The organism is Baekduia sp. (assembly GCF_035685985.1).
GTDB lineage: Bacteria > Actinomycetota > Thermoleophilia > Solirubrobacterales > Solirubrobacteraceae > Baekduia.
Map to the genome: position 1 here is coordinate 28,836 of NZ_DASRZV010000013.1, position 21,163 is coordinate 49,998.

Annotated in this window: 16 protein-coding genes; 13 read left to right on the forward strand and 3 right to left on the reverse strand. The window is 73.5% G+C overall.

The features are described from left to right. Positions 1–117 precede the first annotated feature (117 nt). Positions 118–1,644 carry an O-antigen ligase family protein gene (locus tag VFG42_RS05255; RefSeq protein ID WP_324905993.1) on the reverse strand — a complete coding sequence of 509 codons (1,527 nt, stop codon included), beginning with the start codon at positions 1,642–1,644 and terminating at the stop codon, positions 118–120. Between the two features lie 31 nt (positions 1,645–1,675). Here VFG42_RS05255 and VFG42_RS05260 point away from each other — a divergent pair, with 31 nt between their 5' ends. Next, on the forward strand, positions 1,676–5,980 hold the full coding sequence (locus VFG42_RS05260; protein WP_324905994.1) for an alpha-(1->3)-arabinofuranosyltransferase domain-containing protein: 4,305 nt from the start codon (positions 1,676–1,678) through the stop codon (positions 5,978–5,980). Beyond that, positions 5,977–6,723 (forward strand): class I SAM-dependent methyltransferase, encoded by a 747-nt coding sequence (locus tag VFG42_RS05265; protein WP_324905996.1) that lies wholly within the window; start codon positions 5,977–5,979, stop codon positions 6,721–6,723. Before VFG42_RS05260 ends, VFG42_RS05265 begins: the two co-directional genes overlap by 4 nt. On the opposite strand, the gene VFG42_RS05270 is transcribed toward VFG42_RS05265, so the two are convergent. Beyond that, positions 6,720–9,110, reverse strand: coding sequence for a glycosyltransferase (locus tag VFG42_RS05270; RefSeq protein ID WP_324905998.1), 2,391 nt, complete (start codon positions 9,108–9,110; stop codon positions 6,720–6,722). The genes VFG42_RS05265 and VFG42_RS05270 overlap by 4 nt on opposite strands. Positions 9,111–9,177: 67 nt before the next feature. Between VFG42_RS05270 and VFG42_RS05275 the strand changes: the two genes are divergently transcribed. The 10 genes from VFG42_RS05275 to VFG42_RS05320 all read left to right on the forward strand — a co-directional run bounded on the left by VFG42_RS05275 (position 9,178) and on the right by VFG42_RS05320 (position 17,544). Next, complete coding sequence (locus VFG42_RS05275; protein WP_324906000.1) at positions 9,178–9,639, forward strand: LPXTG cell wall anchor domain-containing protein; 462 nt, start codon at positions 9,178–9,180, stop codon at positions 9,637–9,639. Further along, entirely contained in the window at positions 9,626–10,078 is a 453-nt protein-coding gene (gene tsaE / locus VFG42_RS05280) for a tRNA (adenosine(37)-N6)-threonylcarbamoyltransferase complex ATPase subunit type 1 TsaE (RefSeq protein ID WP_324906492.1), read from the forward strand. Before VFG42_RS05275 ends, tsaE begins: the two co-directional genes overlap by 14 nt. Further along, positions 10,075–10,779 (forward strand): tRNA (adenosine(37)-N6)-threonylcarbamoyltransferase complex dimerization subunit type 1 TsaB, encoded by a 705-nt coding sequence (gene tsaB, locus VFG42_RS05285; protein WP_324906002.1) that lies wholly within the window; start codon positions 10,075–10,077, stop codon positions 10,777–10,779. The genes tsaE and tsaB overlap by 4 nt, the downstream gene beginning before the upstream one ends. Beyond that, the gene (gene rimI / locus VFG42_RS05290) at positions 10,776–11,297 is read left to right on the forward strand and encodes a ribosomal protein S18-alanine N-acetyltransferase (protein WP_324906004.1); all 522 of its coding nucleotides are present in this window, start codon (positions 10,776–10,778) and stop codon (positions 11,295–11,297) included. The genes tsaB and rimI overlap by 4 nt, the downstream gene beginning before the upstream one ends. A 7-nt stretch (positions 11,298–11,304) precedes the next feature. Beyond that, entirely contained in the window at positions 11,305–12,306 is a 1,002-nt protein-coding gene (tsaD, locus tag VFG42_RS05295) for a tRNA (adenosine(37)-N6)-threonylcarbamoyltransferase complex transferase subunit TsaD (protein WP_324906006.1), read from the forward strand. Positions 12,307–12,313: 7 nt separating this feature from the next. Next, complete coding sequence (locus VFG42_RS05300) at positions 12,314–12,562, forward strand: glutaredoxin family protein (protein WP_324906008.1); 249 nt, start codon at positions 12,314–12,316, stop codon at positions 12,560–12,562. Beyond that, the gene (locus tag VFG42_RS05305; protein ID WP_324906010.1) at positions 12,559–13,248 is read left to right on the forward strand and encodes a redox-sensing transcriptional repressor Rex; all 690 of its coding nucleotides are present in this window, start codon (positions 12,559–12,561) and stop codon (positions 13,246–13,248) included. Before VFG42_RS05300 ends, VFG42_RS05305 begins: the two co-directional genes overlap by 4 nt. A 9-nt stretch (positions 13,249–13,257) precedes the next feature. Next, a complete protein-coding gene (locus VFG42_RS05310; protein WP_324906012.1) occupies positions 13,258–14,424 on the forward strand; it encodes a carboxylate-amine ligase in 1,167 nt (388 codons plus the stop codon). Beyond that, a complete protein-coding gene (locus VFG42_RS05315) occupies positions 14,421–14,888 on the forward strand; it encodes a hypothetical protein (RefSeq protein ID WP_324906014.1) in 468 nt (155 codons plus the stop codon). The genes VFG42_RS05310 and VFG42_RS05315 overlap by 4 nt, the downstream gene beginning before the upstream one ends. 544 nt (positions 14,889–15,432) lie before the next feature. Next, a complete protein-coding gene (locus VFG42_RS05320) occupies positions 15,433–17,544 on the forward strand; it encodes a sodium-translocating pyrophosphatase (protein ID WP_414642329.1) in 2,112 nt (703 codons plus the stop codon). A 59-nt stretch (positions 17,545–17,603) separates the two neighbouring features. Here VFG42_RS05320 and VFG42_RS05325 read toward each other — a convergent pair whose 3' ends face one another. Continuing rightward, positions 17,604–19,136, reverse strand: coding sequence for a catalase (locus tag VFG42_RS05325; RefSeq protein WP_324906019.1), 1,533 nt, complete (start codon positions 19,134–19,136; stop codon positions 17,604–17,606). 106 nt (positions 19,137–19,242) lie between these two features. On the opposite strand from VFG42_RS05325, the gene VFG42_RS05330 reads away from it, so the two are divergent. After that, positions 19,243–21,159 carry an APC family permease gene (locus VFG42_RS05330; RefSeq protein WP_324906021.1) on the forward strand — a complete coding sequence of 639 codons (1,917 nt, stop codon included), beginning with the start codon at positions 19,243–19,245 and terminating at the stop codon, positions 21,157–21,159. Positions 21,160–21,163: the final 4 nt, after the last annotated feature.

The window sequence follows — 21,163 nt, forward strand, 5'->3', positions numbered from 1 at the left end:
CTGGTTCTTGATCCCGTTCGCGATCTGCGGCGCGCTGCTGCTGCGACGGCGCCGCGAGCCGGCGCTGGCCGTGCTGCTGACGCCGGTCGTCCTGGTGCTGTTGGTCGGGATCGTGACCTACGGCTCGACGCGGTTCCGCTTCGCGGCCGAGCCGTCGCTGGTCGTGCTCGGCGCGGTCTCGGTCGAGACGCTGCTGCGGGCGATCATCAGGCCGGCGAGGAGGACCGCGACGAGCGAGAGCGCGGGCATCTCCCAGTCCCAGTCGATCGAGGCGTGGAAGGCGTAGGCGACGAGTGCGGCGGCCGGGCCGGCCGCGAGCGCGGGGTCGGCGGCCAGCACGCGGCGCGTCGCCAGGATGACGCCGGCGGCCAGCAGCGCCAGCGCGGCGGCGCCGATCAGCCCCAGCTCGGCGAGCGTCTCGATCGGCAGCGAGTGCGCGTCGCGCGCGGGGCTGGCCTCCTTGCGCTCGCGCAGCCACTCGACGGCGAAGCCGCCCGCGCCGACGCCCTGCACGGGGTGGTCGGCGAACGATCCGACGGCCACGCGCCAGTACGCGTAGCGCGGCGAGTCGGCCGACGCGAGGCGGCTCGTGGACGAGCCGAAGCGCGGGTCGACCGAGGACGGCGTGTCGCTGCCGGCGGCGATCGCGACCGGCACCACCAACATCGCGGCCACCAGCGCCGCGGCGACCCAGCCGTGGCGCGAGGGGAGCGGCAGGCGGCCCAGGCGCGCGCTGCGGTCGTGCTCGACCCGGACCGCCCAGGCCTGCGTCAGCACGGCGACGACCATGACGCCCAGCAGCCCGACGAGGACCGCCGCGCCCTGCAGCGACGGATGGCTGCCGTGCAGCGTGCGGACGTACGGCGAGGCGGCGGTCAGCGCGGCGCCGACGATCCCGGCCTCGGCGGCGATCGCGACCGCGCGCAGCTGGGTGAACGACGGCGCGACGGCCAGCAGCACGACCAGGCCCGCGGCGCAGGCGGCGATCGCGCCGCGCGAGAACGTCAGGTAGAGCCCGGCGAAGAGCGGGACGGCGGCGGCCGCGGCGGCGCAGCGCAGCGCGGGCGCCCGCGTGTGGTCCCCGGCGAGACGCGCCGCCAGCACCGCGCCGACCGCCGCCAGCGCGCCCATCGCGTTCCAGTAGGTCAGCGGCTGGTCGAGGCGGCCGCCGGCCGACGCGGAGGGGATGACGTGCAGGACGTCGGGCAGCAGGCGGCCGAGCAGCCCGTAGCCGACGACGACGACCGCGCCCGCGACCAGGACGGGCTCGACGACCCGGGCCAGGACGCGGGGCTCGGCGAGGAGCAGGCCGGCGGCGGCCAGGGCCGCGAGGTAGAGCGCGTCGCGCTCGGCGGTCGCCCAGGCGGGATCCGACGACGGCGCCCACGCGGTGCTGATCGCCGTCCACGCGGTGAGCGCGGCGAGGCCGCCGACGGCCAGCAGGCCCGGGGTGCTCAGGCGCGGCCGGGGCACCACGAGCGCGGTCAGCAGGAGGACCACGCCCGCGCCGACCAGCGCCACGTCGCGCGCGCCCTCGAAGTAGCCGCCGTCGGCGAAGGCCAGCGCGGTGGGCGCCAGCAGCGCCAGCAGCGCGACGACGAGGCGGCCGGCGGGGAGGCGGCTGCTGGGGGAGGGCGGTCGCATCGGCGGGCCAGCGTATCTTTCGCGCGGCTGCATGCGCCGCCGTCCCGTCGTCCTGCCCCTTGCCCTCGCGGCGCTGTCCTACGTCCTGGCCCTGATCCAGCGGCCGGGCGCGGTCGTCGCCGACACGAAGGTCCACCTCTACCTGGCCCCGTGGCGCTTCCTGCGCGACGTGCTGTCGCTGTGGTCCTCCTCGCCGGACCTCGGGCACGTGTGGGCGTCGCAGTACGGCGGCTACGCGTGGCCGATGGCGCCGTGGTTCGCGCTCGGCGACGCGGTCGGGCTGCCGGTCTGGGTCGTCCATCGCCTCTGGCTGGGGACGATCTTCTTCCTGGCCGCGTGGGGCGTCGTGCGGTTGTTGGACGCCTTGCTGTCGCGCGAGCGCGGCGTCGCGCACGCGGTGGCGGGCGCGCTGTACGTGGTCAACCCGTTCGTGACGGTCTACTCCGACCGCGCGTCGGTGACGCTGCTGGCCTACGCGGCGCTGCCGTGGCTGATGCTCGCCACGCACCGGATGCTGCGCGAGCCGCGCGGCTGGCGCTGGCCGATCGTCTTCGCGCTCGTGCTGGCGACGGCGGGCGGCGGGGTCAACGCGGCGACGACCGTGTGGGTGCTCGTCGGGCCGTTGTCGTTGGCGTCGTACGAGCTGGCGTTCTGCGAGGTGCGGTGGCGGGGCGTGGTGGGGCCGGCGCTGGCGCGCCTGGTGCCGGTGGCCCTGGTGGCCAACATCTGGTGGTTGATCCCGTTGTTGGTGGCCGGTCGCGGCGCGCCCAACTTCCTGGTCTTCACCGAGCAGCCCGGGACGATCTGGTCGACGACGTCGCTGCCCGAGTCCCTGCGGTTGATGGGCTTCTGGACGTCCTACGTCGGCGTCGGCTACGGCGGCGTGCTGCGGCCCTACCAGGGCTCGGCGCCCGCGATGTTGTTGTTGATGCCGGTCGTGCTGGCCGGGCTGGCGTGGCCGGCGACCGCGCTGGGGACGTTTCAGTGGACGCGACGCTGGCGCTACGCGCCGTTCTTCGTGATCTTGGCCCTTGTTGGTGTGGTGGTGATGGTCGCGGGCTGGCCGGAGGGCACGCCGCTGCGGACGGTCATCACCGGCGCCTACTACCGCGTCGACTCGCTGCAGCCGCTGCGCACGACCTACAAGGCGGGGGCGCTGCTCGCGCTCGGGCTGGCGGTGCTGATCGGCGCGGCGGCGGGCGTCGCGTGGCGGCGCCTGCCGCGCGTCCTGGTCGGCGGCGCGGTCGCGGCGGTCGCGATCCTGGCGGCGTGGCCGCTGGTCACCGGCCGCGCGCTGGAGCGCCAGCTGAAGTTCGACGTGCCGTCGTCCTGGCGTCAGGCGGCGTCCGACCTGAGCGCCGAGCCGGACTCGTCGCGGGCGATGATCCTGCCCGGCCAGCTGTTCGCGTCCTACCGCTGGGGCGGGACGGTCGACGCGGTCCTCCCGGCGCTGACCGAGCACCCGGTGACGACGCGCTGGGTCGTGCCGTTCTCGGACCTGCGCTCGACCGAGCTGCAGTTCACGGTGGACAACATGGTCACCCAGGAGCGGCTGCGGCCCGGGCAGCTCGCGCCGCTGCTGGACCTGATGGGCGTCGGCGACGTGCTGATCGCCGCCGACGGCGACCGCTCGCGGTCGGGGGAGATGCCGGGCGCCGCGGCGCAGCGCGAGCTGGACGCGCAGCTGGGCGCGGCGGGCGCCGGGCAAGGCAAGGTGTATGGGTCCAAGCGCGTGGGCGCGGCGCCGGCGGCGGGGGAGATCGCGCCGACCGTGAGCGTGCCCGCGCTGCGCAGGGTCCCGGTGAAGACCGGCGGGCTCGTGCGCGTGCTGCCGCGCGACCCGCTGACCGTGGTCGACGGCGCGGGCGGCGGGCTGGCCGCGCTGGCCGCCTACGGCGCGCTGGACCCGAGCAGGCCCTACGAGTACGCGCCCGACACGGACGTGCGGGCCGCCGCGGCGCGCGGCGCGTCGTTCGTGATCTCCGACACCAACCGGCGGCGCGCGTTCGTGGCGCCGCGGCTGAAGGGCGCGCTCGGGCCGACGCTGCCGCGCGACGAGGGCATCAGCGTCGACGGGACGATCCTCGACCCGTTCGGCGACCTCGACCAGCGCGTGCAGACGACCGCCGAGGTCGGCGGGGGCATCGCGAAGGTGACCGCGCCCGCGTCGCCGCAGGTCACGCAGTTCCCCGAGCAGCGGCCGTTCGCGGCGCTGGACGGCGACCCGTCGACCGCCTGGATCGCCGACCGCGCGCTGGTCCCGGCGCGGCACACGCTGACCGTGACGTTCCCGAGGGCGCGCGACGTCGACACGCTGCGGCTGCTGCCCTACGGCGACTCGCGCGGCGTCGTGAAGGCCGTGACGGTCAACGGGCGGCGGTTCGACGTCGCGCGCGGGTGGAACACGCTGAAGGTCGGGCTGCGCGGCGTGACGTCGCTCGAGGTCCACCTGGCGAAGGTGACCAAGCCGAAGCGGGCCCACGCGGGCGCGGGCGGGATCCGCGAGCTGGAGATCCCGGGGGTGAAGGCGACCGAGACGCTGCGGCCGCCGACCGACGTCGAGGACGCGCTGCGGGGCAGCGACCTGTCGCACAACGCGTTGACCTACATCCTGGACCGCACGACGACCGACGTGCCCGACGTCCAGCAGAAGGTCGTCGGCGAGCGCGGGGCTGGCCGGCAGCGCGACGCGCAGGACCCCGAGCCGCGGCTGCGGCGCGCGATCCACCCGCCGGCGGCGCGGACCTATCGCGTGGACGGCTGGGGGAGCATGGGGGTCGACGCGCCGGACAGCGCGTTCGCGCGGTTGAGCGGCGTGGCGCGCGAGGCCGGCTTCGCCTCCTCGTCGCGGTTCGAGGGCCTCGGGCGCTACCGGGCGTCGGGCGCGTTCGACGGCGCCGGCGGGCGGGCGTGGATCGGCCAGTGGGTGCCGGGCCACGCGGCGTGGATCTCCTGGGCGACGCCGGGCGCCGTGAGCGTGCGGACGTTGCGGCTCGATCCGCCGTCGGTCCGCGTGCGCCTGCCTTCGCAGGTGCGGCTGGTGGTCGACGGCGTCGCCTCGGCCCCGGCGGCCGTCGGCGCCGACGGGACCGTGCGGCTCCCGGCGCCGGTCCGCGGCACGCGCTTCCGCCTGGAGGTCCTCGACGCGGCGTTCCCGGCCGGGACGCCCGCGCGCGTGCGGCAGCGGCGCGCCGTGGGCATCGGCGAGATCCGCGGGGCGGGCGTGACGCCGGTGCAGGTCCCGCGCACGGGCACGGTCGACCTCCCGTGCGGCGCGGCGACCGCGACCGTCGGCGGCCGCCGCTACGACCTGCGCGCCACCGTCGACCGCGCCGCGCTGGACGCCGGGCGCCCGGTGCGGCTGCGCGGCTGCGGCACGGTGGACGTCCCGGCGCGCGACACGGCGATCGACGGCGGCACCGGTCCGCTGCGGGTCGACGGGCTGCGCCTGGCCTCCGCCGCGCCGGCGCCGGCGGCCGCGGCCGCGGGCGGCGGCACGGTCGTCAGCGCCGGCGACGACCACCACGGCGGCCGCACCGGCGTGAAGGTCGACGTGCGCGGCCCGTCCTACCTGATGCTCGGCGAGTCCTACGACCACGGCTGGCGCGCGACCTGCGACGGCCACGACCTCGGGACGCCGATCCCGCTGCAGGGCTACGCCAACGGCTGGCCGGTCGGCGCGGGCTGCCACGACGTCGCGTTCTCCTACAAGCCGCAGAAGCTCGCCGACGCCGGGTACCTCGTCTCCGGCGCGGGCTGCGCGGGCCTGCTCGCGCTGCTGGGGCTGGGCGCGTGGCGCCGGCGCCGGCGTGCCGGCTCCGCCGCGCCCGTGTCGCCTCGTGGTGAACTGGTCACCACGAGACGACACGCACCGCTCGCCGACGCCGGCCGCGACGCCGACGCCGGCCGCGACGCCGACGCCGACGCCGACGCCGGCCTCGCGCCGCTGCCCGAGCCGCCGGCGGCCGCGCCGCGGCCGCTGACCACGGCGGTCGCGATCGCGATCCCGGCGGCCGTCGTCGTCGCCGGCCTCTTCGGCCTGCGCGCGGGCGCCGTGGCGGCGCCGCTGCTGGCGCTCGTCTTCTGGCGCGGGCTCTCCGACCGCGTGCTCGGGCTGGCCGTGCTCGGCCTGCTCGGCGTCGTCGTGCCGCTGATCTACGTCGGCGTGGCGGTGTTCGGCGACGAGCACATCCTCGGCGGCAACAGCACGCGCTACGCCGCCGACCGCCTGGCCGCGCACTGGGTCGCGGTCGCGGCGCTCGTCCTGTTGGTGGTGGTGTTGGGCCGGACGCTGGCCGCCGCCCGCACGCGCGATCGCCTACCGTCCAAGCCGTGAGCGCCACCGCCGCCGTCGACCTGCCCCGCGGACCCGCGAAGTTCCGCACGCTCTGGCGCCTGTTCCGCGGCGAGCGCACCGACCCGGAGCCGTTCTACCGGCTGCTGGCCGCCTACGCCGTCGAGGACCTCGACGCCCACCACGGCCCGCTGGCCGGCCAGACGATCGCCGACCTCGGCTGCGGTCCCGGGTACTACACCTACGCCTTCCGCGACCGCGGCGCGCACGTCATCCCCATCGACAACTCGACCGACGAGCTGGAGCTGGGCGGCGCGCCGCCCGAGGGCTACGTGCTGGGCGACGCCGGCGACCTGCCGCTGCCGGACGGCAGCGTCGACGGGATCTTCTGCTCGAACATGCTCGAGCACACGCCGTCGGCGGCGCCGATCCTCGACGAGATCGACCGCGTGCTCAAGCCCGGCGGCTGGGCCTACGTGTCCTGGACGAACTGGTACTCGCCCTGGGGCGGCCACCTCATGGCGCCCTACCACTACCTCGGTCCCAAGCTCGGACCCAAGCTGTACGAGAAGCGCCACGGCAAGCCCGAGAAGCACGCCTACGGCGAGACCCTCTGGGCCTGCCACATCGGCGCCACCCTCCGCCTGGTCCGGTCTCACCCGACCTTCGAGATCACCTCCGTCGAGCCCCGCTACTGGCCCTGGGCGAAGTTCATCATGAAGGTCCCGGGCCTGCGCGAGCTGATCGCCTGGAACTGCGTGATCCGGATCCGCAAGCGACACTAGGCGGCGGCCGGCCCGCGCGGCCGCCCCACGCGCAGGCCGAGCGCGAGCACCGCGCTCGCCGCCACGAGCTGGAGGCCCAGCACGACGGTGGCGAAGGACAGCAGCGTGAAGTCGCCGGCCGAGAGCAGGAAGGGCTCGACGATCGCCACGACGCCGAGCACCCAGACGAACTTCAGCTCGCCCAAGGCCACCATGTACTGGACGGTCAGGTAGGCGACGGCGAGCAGGGTCATGGCCACGCCGAGGACCGGCAGCGCGTCGGAGGCCAGCGTCAGGTCGGGCCCGAAGGCGACCTTCATCAACAGGTGGGGGACGGCGGCGAAGATCAGCAGCGCCGGGGCCGCGATCGCCGCCAGCACGCCGAGCGCGCGCAGGAGCGCCGGGCGCGGGTCCAGCCCGGCGGCCGCGCGGCGCGTCGCCTCGGGCAGCAGCTGCAGGCCGACGCCGATCGCGACCCAGACCACGGACTTCGCGGCGACCGCGGCCGCCGCGTAGGACCCGGACGAGTCCCCGCTGAACTGGTGGCGACCGACGATCACGTCCACGTTCTGCAACGCCGCCAACAGCAGCAGCCCGACGATCGGGATCCAGTTGTCGCCGACCAGGCCCAGCAGCGGGCGGTGCGCGGCCTCGGCGCTCGCCGGGCCGAGGCGCTTGGACAGCACCCGACCCAACCACAAGGCCATGAGCACGAAGGCCAAGGGGTTGCCCAGGTAGGCGCCGGTCACGCCCGCGCCGACGCCCCACAGCACGAGCGCGCAGACGATCCGCCCGGCGGCCTCGCCGACGATCGAGATCCCCACCGGCCCGAACAGCCGCAGCCCCTGCATCACGCCGCGCTGCAAGGACAACAACAGCCACAACGCGCCGGTCGCGGGCAGCCCGGCGACCGCCCACGGGTGCTCGCTCACCCCCAGAAGATCCGCCAGCGGCTGGCGGATCAGCACGCCGAAGACCGCCAGCACGACGGTCGCCAGCACGAGCTGGCGGGTCCAGCGGTCCAGCGTCGCGCGCAGCCGGCCGTCGGCGCCGAGGTGGCCCAACGTCGCCTCGCGCGCGGCGGCCACCTGGATCGACTGCCCGCCGACCATCAAGATCAAGAACCCGCTGATGATCGCCGCCAGCGCGCCGTAGCCGTCGGCGCCGAGCAGGCGCGTGAACAGCACGACGAAGATCAGCTGGATGGCGTTGTTCAGCAGCGTCGCGGCCGCCAGGCCCGCGGCCGCGCCGGTCTCCGACCGCCGCACCGCGTCGCGCAGCCGCGTGCGCTCGGTCGCCGCGACGCGGTCGAGCACCGCGAGGTTGGCCTCGGCCGTCGCGTCCCACGTGAAGCCGCGTGCGCGCGCTCGCGCGGCGTCGCCCAGCTCGTCGCGGCGCACCGGATCAGCGACCAGCGCCTTGACCTTCTCCGCCAGCTCCTCCGGCGTCTGCGCCAGCAGGCCGGTCTGCTCGTCGACGATCGACTCCGGCAGCCCGCCGACGGCCATCGCCGCGCTCGGCGTCCCGGCGCCCGCGGCCTCCATCACCGTCAGGCACCAGCCCTCGGCCGACGACGCGGTCAGGTTCACCCACGAGCGCGCGTAGAGGTCCTTCTTCTCCTCCTCGGAGACGAAGCCGTGCAGCACGACCCGGTCGCCCAGCCCGCGCCGGGCGATCTCCTCCTCCAGCACCGGCCGGTGGTCGCCCTCGCCGGCGACCTCCAGGACCGCGTCCGGGATGTCCTCCAGGACGTCGAGCAGGATCTCCAGGCGCTTGTACTGCTTGAGGCGCCCGAGGTACAGCAGCGTCGGGCGCTCGTCGCGCGTCGTCTCCACGAACGAGTCCGGCTCGACGCCGAGGTAGGCCACGTGGATGTTCTCGGACGGGATGCCCAAGGCCATCATGTCGCGCCGGGCGCTGTCGGAGATCGTCAGGAACGGGTGATGGCGGTAGAGCGTCGACAGCGGCAGCCGCTCGGCGACGAACGCGGCGACCCGGCCGGACGTGCCCATCTCGGCGACGTAGTGATCCTGATGGACATGGTGGACCAGCGTCACGCGCGGCGTGCGCATCCACCACCACAACGGCGTGAAGAAGGCAATGCCGTTGACGACCTCCAGGACGACGTCGGCGTCGCGCCCGACGCCGCGCAGCGACGCCAGCGCGGCGCGCCCGAAGACCGTCATGCGCCCGCCCATCCGGTGGATCTCCAGGCGCTCGTGCGGGCGCGAGACCTTCTCCGCGCCCGGGTAGGACCCCGCGATGACCGTGACCCGGTGGCCCCACGCGACCCAGCGCGAGACCTGCCCGTACAGGTTGGTGCCCGTGCCGCCACCCTGCGGGTGGGTCCAGTCGCGGTCGGTCAGCAGCAGGATGTGCCGCAAGGTGCGGTTCTCGGCGTGGGGCACGAAGGCCGCGAATCTACTCCTTCGACCGGAAGCTCGGTTGTCCGCGAGTCCCTTAGAATGCGGTCGCGTGCCGTCCGTTTGCCGCCGGATCGTCCTGCTGCTCGTCGTTGCCTGCCTGGGGGTGGGGACGGGTCCTGTCGCGACCGCGCTCGCCCAGGGTGCGGGCGATCAGCAGTACCAGGACCCGTTCGGAGACTCCGGCTCCGGCTCGTCGGGCGGCGGCAACAGCAACAACAACTCGTCGTCGGGCTCGTCGAAGGGCGGCGGCGACGTCGCGCCCTTGACGCCCGCGCCGCAGACCTCGGGCGGCGGCACGGGCTCGTCCTCGAGCGGCAGCGGGTCCTCGTCCTCCGCCGGGACCGCCGGGACCTCGGCGTCCGGCACCGCGAGCACCGGCACGACGACGACCGCGCCCGCCGCGACCCTGCCCAACACCGGCCTCGACACGCGCGTCCTGATCATCGCGGGCGCCGTCCTGCTGCTGCTCGGGGTCGGCCTGCGCCTGCGCAACGCCCCTGAGCGGTTCTAGCCCGACATCGACGACCGAGACGCGCGACGCGGCCGCCACCGAGGCCGCGGGCGCCGCGCTGGCCGCGGAGCTGGCGCCCGGCGACGTCGTCCTGCTGGAGGGCGAGATGGGCGCGGGGAAGACCACGTTCGTGCGCGGCGCCGCCCGCGCGCTCGGCTTCGACGGGCCGGTGACGTCTCCGACGTTCACGATCGGGCGCCGCTACGAGCGGCCCGGGACCGACGCCCCGGCGATCTCGCACATCGACCTGCACCGCCTCAGCGGCCTGGAGGACGAGGACCCCGCGCTGCTGGACGACTACCTGACGCCCGACGCGATCGCGTTCGTCGAGTGGCCGGAGATCGCCGAGGACGCGGCGATCCTGCCGACCGTCAAGGCCCGGGTGACGCTCGAGCACGCCGGCGGGGACGCGCGCCGCATTACCGTGTCGCGCAGATGATCCTGGCGCTCGACACCGCGACGCCGGCCACCGTGGTCGGCGTGGCCGACAAGGACGGCACCCTGCGGGCCGAGCGCCGCCACGACCCGGAGCCCGGCGAGAAGCCCGGCCACACCCGCCAGCTGCTGCCGCTGGCGCAGGAGGCGCTGGACGCCGCCGGCGCGCGATGGCAGGACGTCACCCGCATCGGCGCCGGCGTCGGCCCCGGCACGTTCACCGGGATCCGCATCGGCGTCGCGACCGCCCGCGCGCTCGCGCAGGGCCTGGACGCCGAGACCGTCGCGATCTCCACGCTGCGCGCGCTGACTCTCAACGTCCCGGAGGGCGGGGCCCACACGCTGGGCATCCTCGACGCCCGCCGCGGCGAGGCCTTCGTCGCCGCCTGGGACGAGGACGGCACCGCGATCCTGGAGCCGTCCGCGTGGCGCCCCGAGCGCCTGGCCGAGGTGCCGAGCCTGGCGCCCGGGCCGTGGCGGGCCGTGGGGGACGGGGCGGTACGCTTCAGGGCGGAGCTGGAGGCGGCCTCCGTCACGGTGGCGCCCGACGACGCGGCGCTGCACCGCGTCGCCGCGGGACCCCTGTGCCGGCTCGCCGCCGAGGCCGAGCCGACCGGTCGCGACGCGCTTGTCCCGGAGTACGTCCGCGCCCCCGACGCCGAGCCCCGGAAGGTCCGCCGGCTCCGCCCGACCGCCCAGCCGTGACGACCACGCTCCCCGCACCGCCGACGATCCGCCGCCTGACCTACGCGGACCTCCCGCAGGTCATCGCGATCGAGCGCCGCTCGTACCCGACGCCGTGGTCGCTGGCGATGTTCGTGCTGGAGCTGTCGAAGCCGTCGGGCGTCTGCCTGGCGGCGACCGGCGAGGACGGCGCGATCGCCGGCTACACGATCTGCTCGCGCTACGACACGGTGTGGCACATCATGAACGTGTCGGTCTCGCCCGACCGCCGGCGCGAGAGGATCGCCACCAAGATGCTCACCGACCTGTTCGTGCGCGTCGACGAGCCCGACCCGCGCTTCACGCTGGAGGTCCGGCGCTCCAACCAGGGCGCGATCGACCTGTACACGTCGCTCGGCTTCCGCGGCGCCGGCCTGCGCCGCCGCTACTACCAGGACAACGGGGAGGACGCCGTGATCATGTGGCGAACTCCGGCGACCCTGCGCGGGACCCTCGACGACATCCCCAACGCGGTCGATCCGCTGCGGCAGGCGGGCTAGGCGGCCGATGTCCCTCATCCTCGCGATCGAGACGTCGTGCGACGACACGTGCGCGGCCGTGGTCACCGGCGACGGCGAGATCCGCTCCAACGTGATCTCCTCGCAGGGCGTGCACGACGCGTTCGGCGGCGTCGTCCCCGAGATCGCCTCGCGCCACCACCTGGAGCTGGCCACGCCGGTCGTCGAGGACGCGCTGCGCCGCGCCGAGGCGACGCTGGACGACCTCGACCGGATCGCGGTCACCGCCGGCCCGGGGCTGGTCGGCGCGCTGCTGATCGGCGTGGCGACCGCCAAGGGCCTGGCCGCGTCCCGCGGGCTGCCGCTCGTGCCGGTCGACCACCTGCAGGGCCATGTGGCGGCGAACTTCCTGTGGACCGACGACGGCGCGCCGCTGGAGCCGCCGTTCGTCTGCCTGATCGCGTCCGGCGGCCACACGTTCCTGGCGCGCGTCGACGACCACGCGGGCTTCACCGTCCTGGGCCAGACGCTCGACGACGCGGCGGGCGAGGCCATCGACAAGGGCGCGCGGCTGCTCGGCCTGCCGTTCCCCGGCGGGCCGCACCTGGAGAAGCTCGCGCGCGACGGCGACGCGTCGCGGTTCGCGTTCCCGACCTCCAAGAACGTCGGCGGGCTGGACTTCTCCTTCGCCGGGCTGAAGACCGCGCTGCTCTACAAGGTCCGCGACCTCGGCGAGCAGGAGGCCACCGCGGCCCGCGCCGACCTGGCCGCGGCCTACCAGGAGGCGATCGTCGCCCAGCTGGCGGTGCGCGTGGAGCGGGCGCTGGAGCGGACGGGGCTGGATCGCCTGGCGATCGGCGGCGGCGTGGCCGCCAACGGGCCGCTGCGCGAGCGGCTGAGCGCGCTGGCCGGCACCGTCAGGGTCCCGCCGCGCGCGCTGTGCACCGACAACGCGGCGATGATCGCCAGCGCCGCCCGCTACGCCGAGCCGGTGGCGTTCCCGGGGTACCTGGACCTCGAAGTGCATGCGACCGGTCAGCGGGCGCTCTGAGCGGGCCATGCCCGTCGTCGACCTCTACGGCCGGGACGGGTGTCACCTCTGTGACGACGCGCGCACGCTCCTGGCACCGCTGAGCGACGAGCTGGGCTTCGAGCTGCGCGAGCACGACATCGAGGCCGACGACGACCTGCACCGGCGCTATCTGGAGCGGATCCCGGTCGTCCTGCTCGATGGCCGCCACCTCTTCGACTTCTTCGTGGACGAGGCGGTTCTCCGAGACCGCCTCGGTAGAGTTGGCGGCGGATGAGCGTGAGTGATCTGGCCAGCGGACGTGGCACCGAGCGCCCGAACGGAGCGGCGCCCGACCCCGGCATGCCGGAGCGGCTGTCGCTCGGCGTGGCGGCCCGGCTGGCCCGCTACCTCCAGGTCCTGACGAAGGCCAAGAAGGAGGGCAAGGAGACGATCTCCTCGCAGGAGCTCTCCGCGTTCACGCAGGTCAACTCCACGCAGATCCGCCGCGACCTGTCGGGCTTCGGCAAGTTCGGCAAGCGCGGCGTCGGCTACAACGTCGACGGCCTCGTCTCGCAGATCCGCAAGATCCTGCGCACCGCCGGCCAGCACAACATCGCGCTGTTCGGGGCCGGCCACCTCGGCCGGGCGATCGCCTCCTCCGACGTCTTCGCCGATCACGGCTTCCGCGTCGTCGCGATCTTCGACGCCGACCCCGAGAAGATCGGGATGCACGTCGGCGCGCTGGAGGTCCGCAACGTCGAGACTCTCTCGCAGGTCGTCGAGGACGAGGACATCGTCGTCGGCGTCCTGGCGGTCCCCGCCGCCGCCGCCCAGGGCCTGGCCGAGCAGCTCGTCAAGGCGGGCGTGAAGATCATCTTCAACTACAGCGAGTCGCTCATCCGGGTCCCGCCGGAGGTCACGGTCCACACCTCGAGCCCCGCGGTCGACCTCCTCTACGCGCTCTACTTCTACCTCACCTAGGCGCCCATCATGAGCTTGGACACCGACCGCGCGGCGGAAGCCTTCGCGGACTCGACCGACTGGACGGTCGGCCTGGAGGAGGAGTTCGCGATCCTCGACCCCGAGACGCTGGACATGGTCCCGCGCTTCGAGGAGCTGCGCGACGCCGCGACGGCCGGGGATCCCGTCCTGGCCGAGTCGATCTCGGGCGAGCTGATCTCCTCGGAGATCGAGATCCGGTCGGGGCGCGGGGAGGACCTGTCCGACGCGTTCGCGCGCCAGCGCGACCACCGGCGCCGGCTGTTCGAGCTGGCGGCCGCGCGCGGCGTGCTGCTCGGGTCGACCGGCACGCACCCGTGGGCCGACTACCGCGAGCAGCCGAACATCGACACCGAGCACTACCGGCGCGTGGTCGACGGGCTCCAGTACGTGGCGCGGCGCAACAACACGTTCTCGCTGCACGTCCACGTCGGCCTGCGCGACGCCGACCGCGCGATCCGCGTCTGCGACCGCCTGCGCGCGGTGCTGCCGACGCTGCTGGCCGTCAGCGCCAACTCGCCGTACCTCGACGGCCTGGACTCCGGGCTGCACAGCGCGCGCACGCAGTCGTTCACGAAGTCCTTCCCGCGCTGCGGCATCCCCGACGCCTACGGGTCGTGGGCCGACTACGCCAAGTACATCGACTTCCTCACTGCCACCAACTCGATCGTCGAGTACACGCAGGTGTGGTGGTCGGTGCGCCCGCACTTCTCGTTCGGGACGGTCGAGGTCCGTATCTGCGACGCGCAGGGCACCGCGGCCGAGAGCGAGGGGTTGGCGGCGTTGATCGTCGCCTGCGTCGCCCAGGCGGCGCGCGACGAGGACGAGGGCCGTGTCGGCGGACCGGCCGACGCGTCGCTGTCGCGCCGGATCCTGGAGGAGAACTTCTGGCGCGCGATCCGCTTCGGCATGGACGGCAAGCTCATCGACTACGCGACCGCCGTGGAGAAGCCGGCGCCCGCTCTGGTCGCCGACCTGCTTTCCTGGACCGCACCGATGCGCGCCGAGCTGGCGTTGCCCGAGCCCGCGCTGCCGTCGCTGAACGGCGCCCAGCGCGCACGCCGGGCGATCGAGGCCGGCGCACCGATGGAGGAGGTCTACGCGACCTCCGTGCAGGAGACCCGGCAGACCTACGCCCAGGAGGTACCAGCCAGATGAGCGATCAGCAGCAGCCCGGTGGCATCGATCCCAGCCAGATGAGCGAGCAGGAGCTGCGCGCCGCCTACGAGGCGCAGCTCGAGGAGCAGCTCAAGCAGCTGCGCGTCGAGGACGTGATCGTCCAGACGATCGTGACGCTGGTGAACCTCGGCGGCCGTCGCGCGGGCCTGGCGCCGGGCACCGAGGCCGAGCGGGATCCGGAGCAGCTTCGGCTGGCCATCGAGGGCGCCCGCGCGCTGCTCGGGCTGATCGAGGCCGAGCTGGGCCCCGACGGCGCGGCGATCCGCGACGCGCTGTCGCAGTTGCAGATGGCGTACGCGCAGCTGAGCGGGGGCGCCGGCGGCGAGCCGGGCGGCGGCGAGGGCGGCGAGCCCGGCGGCCAGCCGCCGCAGGGCGGCGCCCAGCAGGGCGGCGGCGCGGGGCCCGCGCAGTCCTCCGGCCGCCTCTGGGTGCCGGGGCAGTAGGCGCCACCGTCCGTCTGGCGCTTCAGCGCCACCGCACGTGCGGTGGCGCGTCGCGTCCTGGGCGAGGCAGCGCGACCCGAAACTGCGCAGAAACCGTTCCGGGTCGCTCTATGCGCCCTATACCGCCATGAAGCGACCCGGATCCCTGAGTTCGGCTCCGAACCGCGCTCTTGTGGGCTGAGGGACCGCACGCGCCCGAGGACGACCCCCGGCGGTGGCCACGCCAACCGGTCCCATCCCCTCGCCGCCTTTCCACCAGCGTCCCGCGCCACCACGAACGTCCGCGCTGGGCGCCCCACGCATAGGCACCCCCAGCACCCCCGACGCGCAGTCGGCACACGGACGTCCCGGAACGCGATTTGCGGCTTTGGCAGCGCGCCTTTGCAACGAATCGCACACGTACCGCCGACTACCTGTTTAGGATGGCGCGGCTGTCAGGGCCTCGGCGCCCGTCGTAGCGCCTCCCTAAGGCCCGCCACCGGACATCGCTGTCCTGCGGGCCGGTGGATCAACCAGACCCGGAGGAACTGCGTTGACCGACTTTCTGACCGACCACGGGGTGATCGTGGCGCTGGTGTGCGCTGGGCTGGCAGTGGCCTATGGCCTTCTGACGGCGCAGCAGCTGCTGGCGCTCTCGCCAGGCAACGAGACGATGCAGCGCATCTCCGGTGCCGTCCAGGAGGGGGCGCAGGCGTACCTGCGCAGGCAATACACGACGATCGCCGGCGTCGGCGTCGTCCTCTTCATCGCTCTGATCTTCATCCAGGACATCCGGGTCGCGGTGGGCTTCGCGATCGGCGGGATCCTGTCCGGCGCCACCGGCTTCATCGGCATGAACGTGTCGGTGCGCGCCAACGCCCGCGTCGCGGAGGCGGCGCGCGGCGGCGTCTCCCCGGCGCTCGCCGTCGCCTTCCGCGGCGGCGCGATCACCGGTCTGCTCGTCGTCGGCCTCGCCCTGCTGGGCGTGTCCGGCTACTACGGGGTGCTCACCTGGATCTTCGACGACACGCCCAGGCAGGCGGTCGACGCCCTCATCGGGCTCGGCTTCGGCGGGTCGCTGATCTCGGTCTTCGCCCGACTCGGCGGCGGCATCTTCACGAAGGCCGCCGACGTCGGCGCCGACCTGGTCGGCAAGGTCGAGGCGGGCATCCCGGAGGACGACCCACGCAACCCGGCGGTCATCGCCGACAACGTGGGCGACAACGTCGGCGACTGCGCCGGCATGGCGGCCGACCTGTTCGAGACCTACGCGGTCACCGCCGTGGCGGTCATGCTGATCGGCGTCCTGAAGTTCGCGCCCGCGGACGCCACCGCCGTCGCGCTCTACCCGCTGATCCTCGGCGCGGTCGCGATCGTCGCGTCGATCCTCGGCACGTTCTTCGTGCACACGAGCACCGACAACGTCGAGGGCGCGCTGTACCGCGGCCTGATCGCCTCGGGCGTCATCGCCGCCGCCGCGTTCTACCCGGTGACCCGCTGGCTGATGGACGGGCTGCACGCCCTGCCGCAGCCGGTCGCCGGGGCCACGGGGGCGAGGGGCGGCGTGGTCGTCCTGGTCCGCCAGCACGCGCCGAGCGTCGGCGACCTCTACCTCTGCTCGCTGATCGGCATCGTCGTCACCGCGCTGCTGTTCGTGATCACCGACTACTACACCTCGACCCGGTTCGACCCGGTGAAGAAGACCGCGGCCGCGTCGCAGACCGGCCACGCCACGAACATCATCCAGGGCCTCGCGCAGGGCCTGCAGGCCACGGCGCTGCCGGCGCTGGTGCTCGTCCTGGGCATCTTCGGCGCCTGGAAGATCGCCGGCGGCGGCGCGATCGGCATCTACGGCATCGGCGTCGCGGTGATGGGCCAGCTGTCGCTGACCGGCCTGATCGTCGCGCTCGACGCGTTCGGCCCGATCACCGACAACGCGGGCGGCATCGCCGAGATGGCCGAGCTGCCCGACGAGGTCCGGACGATCACCGATCGCCTCGACGCGGTCGGCAACACCACGAAGGCCGTGACGAAGGGCTACGCGATCGGCTCGGCGGTGCTGGCGGCGATCGTGCTGTTCGCGGGCTTCAAGGCCGAGCTGACGCTCGAGTCCCACAAGCTCTTCGCGTTCGAGATCGACAACCCGCCGGTGCTGATCGGCCTGCTGCTCGGCGGCCTGATGGTCTGCCTGTTCGCGGCGCTGTCGATGGAGGCCGTCGGCCGCGCCGGCGGCGCCGTCGTCGAGGAGGTCCGGCGGCAGTTCCGCGAGAAGCCCGGGATCATGGAGGGCACCGAGCAGCCCGACTACGCGACGTGCGTCGACCTGGTGACGAAGGCCGCGCAGCGGGAGATGATCCTGCCGTCGCTGATCCCGATCGGCATGACGTTCATCGTCGGCCTGATCGACGAGCAGGCGCTCGGCGGCCTGCTGATCGGCGTCATCGTCGTCGGCTTCTTCTTCGCGGTCCTGATGACCGCGGGCGGCGGCGCGTGGGACAACGCCAAGAAGCTGATCGAGGACGGCGAGTTCGGCGGCAAGGGCTCCGAGGCCCACGCCGCGTCGGTCACGGGCGACACGGTCGGCGACCCGTTCAAGGACACGGCCGGCCCGGCGATCAACCCCATGATCAAGGTCGCCAACATCGTGGCGATCCTGATCATCCCGATCATCACCTAGGCGTTGCCATCCAGCGGTGCGGGCGGGCCGCGACGGCCCGCCCGCCCGCTCCGTTGGCGTCAGGCGCTCCCCGCCCGGCTGTCAACGAGCTCCTGCGCGGCCCGCATCTCCTGCGGGTCGGGCGCCCGCCCGTCGCTGAGCCCCAGGCCGGCGGCGACGCGCGCGCCGATGCCCGCGTCGACGCGGTTCCAGTAGGCGACGACCCGCAGCTGCATCGCCCGCGTGACGTCCTGCGAGGCGTGGCCGACGACGTTGCCCACCAGCGCGTCGCGCTCGGCGTCGCCCATCACGTCGCGCACGAGCCGTCCGGGCTGGCCGAAGTCGTCGTCGTCGCGGCGCTTGGCGTAGGCGGTGCGCGCCACCTCGCCGGCCTCGACGTCCCATCCGATCTCGGTGGCGCGCGACGGGTCGGCCGCCGGGCCGCCGTAGGAGTTCGGCGCGTAGACGGGCTGGGCGCCGCTGTGGTGGTAGGTCATGTGCCCGTCCTTGTTGTAGGAGTGGACGGGGCAGCGCGGGCGGTTGATCGGCAGCTGCTCGTAGTTGGGGCCGATGCGGTGCAGGTGCGTGTCGTGGTAGCTGAAGATGCGGGCCATCAGCATGCGGTCGGGGGACAGGCCGGTGCCGGGGACCAGGTTGGAGGGGTTGAAGCTCGACTGCTCGACCTCGGCGAAGAAGTTCTCCGGGTTGCGGTTGAGCGTCATGCGGCCGACCTCGATCAGCGGGTAGTCGCCCTTCGGCCAGACCTTGGTCAGGTCGAAGGGGTTGACGTGGTAGTCGGCGGCGTCGGCGAACGGCATCACCTGCACCGAGAACGTCCACGACGGCGCGTCGCCCTTGCGGATCGCCTGGTCGAGGTCGCGGCGGTGGAAGTCGGCGTCCTCGCCGGCCATCCGCGCCGCCTCGTCCTCGGCGATGTTCTCGATGCCCTGGTCGGTGCGGACGTGATACTTGACCCAGAAGCGCTCGCCGCCCGCGTTGACCCAGGAGTAGGTGTGGCTGGAGAAGCCGTGCTGGTGGCGCCAGGTGCGCGGGATGCCGCGGTCCGACATCAGGATCGTGACCTGGTGGGCGCTCTCGGGCGACAGCGTCCAGAAGTCCCACTGCATGTCGTTGGAGCGCAGGCCGGTGTCGGGCAGGCGCTTCTGGGAGTGGATGAAGTCCTGGAACTTGGACGGGTCGCGGACGAAGAAGACCGGCGTGTTGTTGCCGACCATGTCGAAGTTGCCGTCCTCGGTGTAGAACTTCAGCGCGAACCCGCGCGGGTCGCGCACGGTGTCGGGGAAGCCCTGCTCGCCGGCGACCGTCGAGAAGCGCGCGAACATGTCGGTCCTCTTGCCGACCTTGTCCAGGAACGCGGCCTTGGTGAACGCCGTGACGTCGTTGGTGACCTCGAAGAACCCGTGCGCGCCGCCGCCCTTGGCGTGGACGACGCGCTCCGGCACCCGTTCGCGGTTGAAGTGCTGCATCTTCTGCACGACGTAGTGGTCGTGCAGGGCGATCGGGCCGGCCGGCCCGACGGTCAGCGAGTGCTCGTCGCTGACGGCCGGGATCCCGGCGTCGGTCGTGGTGGCGGGGTGGCGCGGATCGGTCATGGGAACGGCCTACCCGTGGCGCGGGCGCGGAGATGCGCGGTTCGGGCGCGCGGACGCACCCGGCAGCGCGTGACGCCGCCGTCGCGCCTACACTGCTCAGCGCTCGATGGCCGAACGCCGCCTCCATGGTCTTCAGCGCGTCCTCGGGGTCAACGCGCTCTTCTCGACCGCCTACGGCAACGTCGGCTCGTCGATCTACTACGCGCTCGGCCTGGTGGCCAGCTTCGCGCTGGGCCTCACGCCGGTGGTGTTCGTCATCACCGGGTTCATCTTCTACCTGACGGCCGCCACCTACGCCGAGGCCACGGCGATGTACCCGGAGGCCGGCGGCTCGTCGTCGTTCGCCCGCCACGCGTTCAACGAGCTGTGGAGCTTCTTCGCCGCCTGGGCGCAGATGCTCAACTACACGATCACGATCGCGATCTCCGCGTTCTTCGTGCCGCACTACCTCGGCGGCGTCGCGCACATCGACGCGCTGCGCCACTCGCCGGGGGACATCTTCTTCACGATCGGCCTGATCGTCGTGCTGGCGGCGGTCAACGTCCGCGGCGTGAAGGAGTCCGCGGGCGTGAACATCGGCCTGGCCGTCGTCGACTTCTTCACCCAGCTGCTGCTGGTCGCCGTCGGCCTGTTCCTGGTCTTCAGCCCGCACACGCTGGTCGACAACGTCCACTTCGGGATCGCGCCGACGTGGAAGGACTTCTTCGTCGCGATCCCGGTCGGCATGATCGCCTACACCGGCATCGAGACGATCTCGAACATGGCCGAGGAGGCCAAGGACGAGGAGAAGACGATCCCGGCGGCGATCAACCGCGTGGTGATCGCGGTCTTCGCGATCTACTCGCTGCTGCCGATGGTCGCCCTCAGCGCGCTGCCGGTGCACCAGACGGCCGGCGGCGGCTACGTCACGCAGCTGGGGCAGACCGAGGCCCAGGGCGGCTACGCGGGCGACCCGGTGCTCGGCGTCGTCAAGAGCTTCGACCTCGGCTTCCTGCAGGGGCCGATGGAGGTCTACGTCGGCATCCTGGCGGCGACGATCCTGCTGATCGCCTCCAACGCCGGGATCATCGGCGTGTCGCGGCTCGTGTACTCGATGGGCGTCCACCGGCAGATGCCCGACCGCCTGCGCCAGCTGCACCCCAAGTACGGCACGCCCTACATCGGCATCGCGATCTTCGGCGCGATCGCGTGCGTCGCGGTGATCCCGGGCAAGGCGGACTTCCTCGGCAACATGTACGCCTTCGGGGCGATGTTGTCGTTCACGGTCGCGCACGTGGCGGTCGTCAAGCTGCGGCTGGCCCAGCCCGAGGCGCGGCGCCCGTGGCGCGGGCCCGGCAACCTCGCGATCAGCGGCGGCCGCTCGCTGCCGCTGTTCGCGCTGTTCGGCGGGATCTTCACGTTCCTGGCGTTCGTCGTCGTGACCGCGCTGCACGTCGACGTCGCGCTGGCCGGCATCGGCTGGCTGGCGCTGGGCATGGCGATCTACCCGGTCTACCGCCGCCGCCAGGGCCTGGACCTGACGACGACGACCAAGGTCGCGATCCAGCGCCCGGTGCTGGAGCACGAGGCCGAGTACGAGTCGGTGCTCGTCGTGCTGGACGCGGCGCAGCCCTACTCCAAAGGCGCGGTGGCGACCGCGGCCAAGCTCGCGGCGCGGCGCCGGCGCGGCATCCACGTGCTCGTCTACATCGCGGTGCCGCAGTCCTCGCCGATCGACGCCGCGCTGCCCGAGGCCGAGTCGGCGGCCGAGTCGATCATCGAGCAGGCGCGCCTCCAGGGCGGCCGCCGCGTGACCGGCCACACCGAGAAGGTCCGCGCCGGTGGCGCCGGGCGCATGATCGTCCAGGAGGCCCGCACGCTGCGCGCCCAGGCCGTCGTCGCGCCGCTGCCGCCGCGCACGGGCGGGACGCTCTTCGGCAAGACCCTGGAGACCGTCTTGGCCGAGCGGCCGTGTCGCGTGATCATCCAGTCCGATCCGGTGAAGGGCCCGATCTCCAAGCGCCCGATCACCGTCCTGGGGTAGGACC